The sequence below is a fragment of the Daejeonella sp. genome (genome assembly GCF_044232565.1).
Lineage (GTDB): Bacteria > Bacteroidota > Bacteroidia > Sphingobacteriales > Sphingobacteriaceae > Daejeonella.
The window spans coordinates 1-6,173 of the sequence record NZ_JBIILQ010000169.1 but is presented as its reverse complement, the minus strand read 5'-3'; the positions used below and the strand labels follow the sequence as shown (position 1 = coordinate 6,173).

Genomic DNA, 6,173 nt, shown 5'->3' with positions numbered 1-6,173 from the left:
AGATCTTTTTCAGAAAAAACTGGCGTAAATGATCTTGACTGAGGTAAATACATGGTTTTTACACCGGAACGAGCAGATTGAATAGCTGCTGCTATTGCTGCAGAATTGTCTCCAATTACTAAAACTCCAGTTTTTGTAGTCTGCGCTTGAGAAGCAAAGCATGCACTTATTAAAAATAAAAGGATGTGAATTTTACGTGTCATAATAAATTTATCGATGGGCTTAATTTACTGTTTCTTTTATTAAATTTATGCTCAACCATTAATAAGCTTATATGAAACTCATTACCCGTCGGAATAGTATTATTGCTATACTTTGTTTGTTAAGTTTTACACTAGGTGGGTTTATCACCCAAAAAGTGGAAGATGAAAAGATTAGTATTGCTTTAGTCAGAGCCGCTCAAAAGGTTATAGGACTTGATTTTACGGATATTGAGGCTGATTCAATGCTTACAGATTTGGAAGGCCAGCGTGCTAGTTTTACGGCCCTTCGTAAATTAAATATACCTAATTCTGTTTCTCCAGCTTTAAATTTTAATCCGCTTCCTGTGGGATATGAATTTCCTGATCAGTCAAATTATTTTAAAGTAAGTTCAGTAAATACTTCAAAGCTTCCTACTGTAAAGGACGATCTTGCATTTTATACTATTGTTCAGTTAGCCGATCTAATCCGGACGAAACAAATTTCTTCTGTGGATTTAACAAATTTCTTTATTGATCGTATTAAAAAATATGATTCAAAATTAATGTTTGCTATTTCCATTACGGAGGAGCGCGCTTTAAAGCATGCTAAAAAAGCAGATGCTGAAATTGCTGCCGGAAAATATAAAGGTTTATTACATGGAATTCCTTTTGGTGCAAAGGATTTACTGGCAGCAAAAGGATATAAAACTAGCTGGGGATCAGTTCCATATAAAGATCAAATAATTGATGTGGATGCAACTGTTATTACTAAGCTTGAAGATGCAGGTGCAATTTTGATTGCTAAAATGACTTTGGGAGAGTTAGCCATGGGTGATGTTTGGTTTGGGGGTAAAACAAAAAATCCCTGGAATTTAAATCGTGGCTCAAGTGGCTCTTCAGCCGGTTCTGCTTCTGCGGTAGCTGCCGGTTGCCTTCCTTTTGCCATCGGTTCAGAAACGCTGGGTTCTATTGTATCACCTTCATCAGAATGTGGTACAACGGGACTTCGCCCAAGCTTTGGCAGAATAAGCAAATATGGCGCAATGGCTTTGAGCTGGAGCATGGATAAATTGGGTCCGATTACACGTAGTGTAGAAGATTGTGCCATTGTTTTCAATGCCATACAAGGATCAGACAACAAAGACTTAAGCCTTATTTCAGCACCATTTTATTATACTTCGCCTCAAGGCGCAAGCTTAAAGGGGATGCGCATTGGTTTTATTAAGTCGGAATTTAATAGAAAATATGCCAATTCGGTAAATGATAGTTTGAGTCTCAAAAAATTGAAGGATATGGGAGCAGAGTTGGTTGAACTGGAGCTGCCTATACTTCCTTACCGGGATATGCTAATTATTTTATCGGCCGAATCTGGTGCTGCCTTCGAAGACCTTACTTTGTCAAACCGCGACGATTTAATGGTTAAACAAGATAAAAATGCCTGGCCAAGCGGCTTCCGCTCTTCGCATTTCATTCCTGCAGTTGAATATATTCAAGCTAATCGTGCTAGAGCTATTCTTATTGAAGAGATTCATAAAAAAATGAAAGGTTTGGATGCTTTTATTGCACCAGCTTTCGGACAAAATTTAGTAGCTACCAATTTAAGTGGTCATCCTTGTGTTGTTTTACCCAACGGATTTAGAAATGGTATGCCAACCAGTATTACCTTTACCGGACAATTGTTTGGAGAAGGCAAATTATTGAAAATTGCAGAGGCCTATCAAAGAGCAAGCGACTTTCATAAGAAACAACCTTCATTAAATTTTTAAAATTCTTAAGGCATGGTAATGCTAGATTCATTTGATATAATGCAAGAAAAAATCAAGGAAATATTTGAGCAGCAAAGGGCTCATAGCTTAATTTTAAGGAATACCTCCTTAAAGGAGAGAAAAGAAAAACTTAAAAAACTTAAAATTCTTATTCAGGAGAATGAACACTTAATTTTTGATGCTCTAAAAAAAGACTTGCGAAAAAGTGAATTTGAAGCGGCCTTAACCGAGGTTTATTTTGTGTATGCAGAAATAGATTTTGCACTCAAACATCTCGCTTCATGGATGAAGCCCAAAAGGGTTTCAGCAAGTATGAGCAGTTTATTGACCAAAAATCGAATTTATTACGAGCCTAAGGGTGTTTCATTGATTATCGCGCCTTGGAATTATCCCTTCCAATTACTTATTGCTCCTTTAATTTCAGCTATTGCAGCTGGCAATACAGCCATGCTTAAACCTTCTGAACTCAGTTCTGCTACTGCTCAACTAGCCACAAAATTGATTAATAATCACTTTGAGAATAAGGAAGTTGCCTGCTTTGAAGGAGATGCGTCCTTGTCTGAAACGCTTTTAAAACTTCCATTCGATCATATTTTTTTTACTGGGAGCCCGAAGATTGGTAAAATAGTGATGGAAGCTGCTGCTAAGCATTTGAGTTCAGTTACGCTGGAGTTGGGTGGCAAATCGCCGGTAATTATTGCGGAAGATGCGAATCTTGAAAAAGCTGCCGAAAAAATTGTTTGGGGTAAGTTTATGAATGCAGGGCAAACCTGTATTGCGCCTGATTATGTTTTAGTTAGTGTGAATCAAGAGACTGAATTATTAAGACTTGTTTCAGAAAAAATTGATCAGCTCTATTTTAAAAAGCAGCTACTTGACCTGTCAAGTTATGGGAAAATTATTAGCGATACACATTATAATAGGTTAAAAAATTTAAGAGATAATGCAATTGCAGAAGGTGCATTGCTGATAAAAGGAGGTGCAAATAGTGATGAAAATAATACTTTGGAACCTACCATTCTAAGTAAGGTTCCACTTTCATCAAGCTTAATGCAGGAAGAGATATTTGGTCCTATCTTGCCTATCCTTGCCTATTCTAATCTTCAAGAAGCTATTAATTTGGTAAACCAAAGAGCGAAACCATTGGCTTTGTATATTTTTTCTAAGTCAAAGGCTTTAGTTGAAAATGTGATAAGGCAGACTTCTGCTGGGGGTACTTGCGTTAACGATGTGGTGCTTCATATTTCAAATCCTAACCTCCCATTTGGAGGAATTGGAAATAGCGGAACAGGTAGCTGTCACGGGTTTTATGGCTTTAAGGCTTTTTCTCATGAACGTGGAGTCATGTTTCAATCGAATCCTGATTTTAATAAATTGGCCTATCCTCCTTATGAAAATAAAAAAGGATTACTCAAATGGCTAAAAAAGATTTTGTAAATGAATGAATAATGCCCTAAATCTTTTTCAAGAACTTAACGCAAAGCTTATTGAATTAATTCCAGGCATAAGTTGGGTGCAATGGAACAAGGATACTGCACGTAAAAACTGGAAAGTGAAGGATATTGCTATCCAAATTTTGGATGCGTCAAGGCACAATCTCCTTCCCCTAGCTAATGGATTTGAGTCAAATCCTGTCCAGTTAAACACCTCAGAATATTTTAGTGCCGATACTTTAATTGTTGAATTACAATTCCTACAAGAGCAACTAAATTCTTATTTCAATGATAATACAATAATTTGGGGCCAATTAAATGCTGGCACACCAGCAAGTTCTCAATTAGATATTTTTAAATTTTATGCGCAAATTTGGCTTTATCAGCAACAAATTAGGCAATCGCTTGGCGCAAGTTTATTGTTGGATTCTAATTTCTACCATCCGTTTTTAGCGTATTGTTTGCATTTTTTGCCTTCGCATTTTAAGGATTTTCATTCTCCAATTGGCACGCTCATTTCAATTGAGGTTGTAGGTAATTCACGTGGGTTATGGAGCTTAATTCGTCGTGATCATTACTGGGAATTATCTGTGTATCACAAGCATTCAGATGCTCAGGTGTATATAGATCAGAATATTGCTTGGATCTTATTTTCTGGAGGGATTGATATTTATGAGTCAAGTCAATATTGGCAAGTAATTGGAAATCAGGAATTAGGGAGGCATGTTTTATCCTTGAGACCTTTTGTAGAGATAAATTTTTAAAACAGAGTTTAGAAATATCGAGTTTCTGTTTCTAAATGATTAAAACAATTCCTTTTCCTTCCCGAATAACTTCTGTATTTGGAATTGAATTTTTAATTTTATCTGCCTGCCGACCCATTTTACGACCAATATATGCGCCCTTTGTACCGCCCGTTGCTGAACCATTTACAGTATCTTTTTGTGTTTTTGGAGCTTTTGCGCAACCCTGAAACATTATTGTTGAAGTTGCCAATGTGAACACTAATCCAGCTATTTTATTATTCTGCTTTTATCTTTATCTTATTGATTGAAATCTATTGCCAAAGGAGGTTTACAAAATTTTCCATGTACATTTGAAAGGAAGCTATGAAAGATAAATTAAGGATAAGCTTGTTAGGATGTGGATGGCTAGGCTATCCACTAGCTCTAAATCTAATTTCTAGAGGTTTTGAGCTTAAGGGCAGCACCACTAGCCCTGAAAAACTTCCAATATTTCAATCTGCTGGAATTGAGCCTTATCTAGTCCAGTTCGACTCATTAACTCAAACTCCCGACTTAAGTGAATTTCTTAAATCTGATATTTTAATCATTTCAATTCCGCCAGGAAGAAGAAACATTGATGGCTTGGCCAATTACCGTAAAATGGCTCAATTATTAAGAAAGCAATTAGAAACATCACCAGTTTCAAAAGTGATTTTCATTAGCTCTACATCTGTTTATCCGGAATCAAATACCATTCTAAATGAATTTTCAGAAATAGCTCCAGAAACTGAATCGGGTCTGGTTTTAGCTGAGACAGAAGCGTTATTGTCTGAATTAAATAGGCAAGTTATTTTGCTGAGGTTATCAGGCTTAATCGGACCAAATAGAATGCCGGGTAGGTTTTTTGCTGGTCAGAATAATGTTCCTAACGGATTGGCCCCAGTTAATATGATTCATTTAGATGATGCAGTATCTTTAATCAATTGTTTGATTGATTCTGTAACTGCCGAAGGAGTTTATTTAGGTTGCTCGCCTTCTCATCCTACCAAAGAGGAGTTTTATTCTCTTGCTGCAAAAGTGGAGCACTTAATCCCTCCTGTTTTTATTCCCGAAATAATAAAATGGAAAACAATTTCAAGTGAGCGAACAATCCATGAATTGAATTTTAAATATAAATACCACTCATTAATGGATTGGCTTGAAAAAATTGAATCTTAATTTCCGATTTTTTTAAATTAAATTATTGTATGTCAGCAAGTTAATAAGTTCGGTTTACAATATTGTAACAAGCCTATATTATTGATATTATTTTCAGATTCTTTGCTTAATTTTATATTAATTGCTTGATGTATCATGTTAAATATGGAGCATCCAATTTTCGTCTTTTTTGTAATATGAAGAAACTATTTTTTATTGCCCTGATTTTATTTGTTAGTACATCTACTAAAGCTGCTTTTCAAGATTCCACAATCATTAAGAGAATTAATCAGCTTTCCACGCAAGTTCAAAAAAAATATGCTCCTGATAAAAGGACTGAATTTTACGAGCTCAAGCTTGAAAAATTTGAGCCTTTAACGTATCAGTTACAAGTAGGCAATCCTGAGGCTATTCAAGAATTTAAAACTCTTTTAAAGAGTGAAAATTTATCAATCATTCTGAAAGAAGATATTTTACCTTCTAAAGATTTAGGTGAAGCTATTTATGGTATCTCTAACCTTTCGGTTATTAATACGAGATATGCACCAAATCACGCAGCAGAAATGGCAACTCAAGCTACTCTTGGTACGCCCGTAAAAATTTTAAAGAAAGAGAAGGGTCATTTTTTAGTGCGTACGCCAGATAATTACCTATCGTGGACAGAGTCTAGGGGCATTATCCCATTAAATAGCACTGATTTTGAAAATTGGAAATCTTCAAAGAAGCTAGTTTATATTGATTTGTTTGGTTTTGCTTATTCGGAAGCTTCTGAATCTTCTTTGCCGGTTTCTGATCTTGTTGCAGGAAATATTTTACAAATATTGGATGAAGCTAATGGATTTTATAGAGTTTCTTTCCCTGATAAAAGGA

7 protein-coding genes are annotated in these 6,173 nt (G+C 35.6%); 5 read left to right on the top strand and 2 right to left on the bottom strand.

Annotated features, from left to right (window positions below; genetic code table 11):
* Window positions 1-203: hypothetical protein (locus ACILQF_RS09530; RefSeq protein WP_395627180.1), on the bottom strand; the 203-nt coding region annotated here is incomplete at its 3' end.
* Between the two features lie 71 nt (window positions 204-274).
* Between ACILQF_RS09530 and ACILQF_RS09525 the strand changes: the two genes are divergently transcribed.
* Genes ACILQF_RS09525 through ACILQF_RS09515 form a run of 3 tightly spaced genes read left to right on the top strand, consistent with a single transcriptional unit; the run spans window position 275 to window position 4,145 of the window.
* On the top strand, window positions 275-1,948 hold the full coding sequence (locus tag ACILQF_RS09525) for an amidase (RefSeq protein WP_395627179.1): 1,674 nt from the start codon (window positions 275-277) through the stop codon (window positions 1,946-1,948).
* Between the two features lie 39 nt (window positions 1,949-1,987).
* Window positions 1,988-3,385, top strand: coding sequence for an aldehyde dehydrogenase family protein (locus tag ACILQF_RS09520; RefSeq protein ID WP_395627178.1), 1,398 nt, complete (start codon window positions 1,988-1,990; stop codon window positions 3,383-3,385).
* Between the two features lie 4 nt (window positions 3,386-3,389).
* Entirely contained in the window at window positions 3,390-4,145 is a 756-nt protein-coding gene (locus ACILQF_RS09515) for a hypothetical protein (RefSeq protein WP_395627177.1), read from the top strand.
* 31 nt (window positions 4,146-4,176) lie between these two features.
* Here the strand turns inward: ACILQF_RS09515 and ACILQF_RS09510 are convergent, their stop codons facing one another.
* Window positions 4,177-4,386, bottom strand: coding sequence for a hypothetical protein (locus tag ACILQF_RS09510; RefSeq protein WP_395627176.1), 210 nt, complete (start codon window positions 4,384-4,386; stop codon window positions 4,177-4,179).
* A 104-nt stretch (window positions 4,387-4,490) separates the two neighbouring features.
* Between ACILQF_RS09510 and ACILQF_RS09505 the strand changes: the two genes are divergently transcribed.
* Together ACILQF_RS09505 and ACILQF_RS09500 are read left to right on the top strand one after the other, a co-directional pair.
* Window positions 4,491-5,324, top strand: a complete 834-nt coding sequence (locus ACILQF_RS09505) for an SDR family NAD(P)-dependent oxidoreductase (protein WP_395627175.1) — start codon at window positions 4,491-4,493, stop codon at window positions 5,322-5,324.
* 176 nt (window positions 5,325-5,500) lie between these two features.
* Window positions 5,501-6,173: SH3 domain-containing protein (locus ACILQF_RS09500; protein ID WP_395627174.1), on the top strand; the 673-nt coding region annotated here is incomplete at its 3' end.

Coding starts and splice junctions, on each gene's coding strand:
- ACILQF_RS09515 (WP_395627177.1), top strand. CDS start 3,390: ATGAATAATGCCCTAAATCTTTTTCAAGAACTTAACGCAAAGCTTATT.
- ACILQF_RS09525 (WP_395627179.1), top strand. CDS start 275: ATGAAACTCATTACCCGTCGGAATAGTATTATTGCTATACTTTGTTTG.
- ACILQF_RS09505 (WP_395627175.1), top strand. CDS start 4,491: ATGAAAGATAAATTAAGGATAAGCTTGTTAGGATGTGGATGGCTAGGC.
- ACILQF_RS09520 (WP_395627178.1), top strand. CDS start 1,988: ATGCAAGAAAAAATCAAGGAAATATTTGAGCAGCAAAGGGCTCATAGC.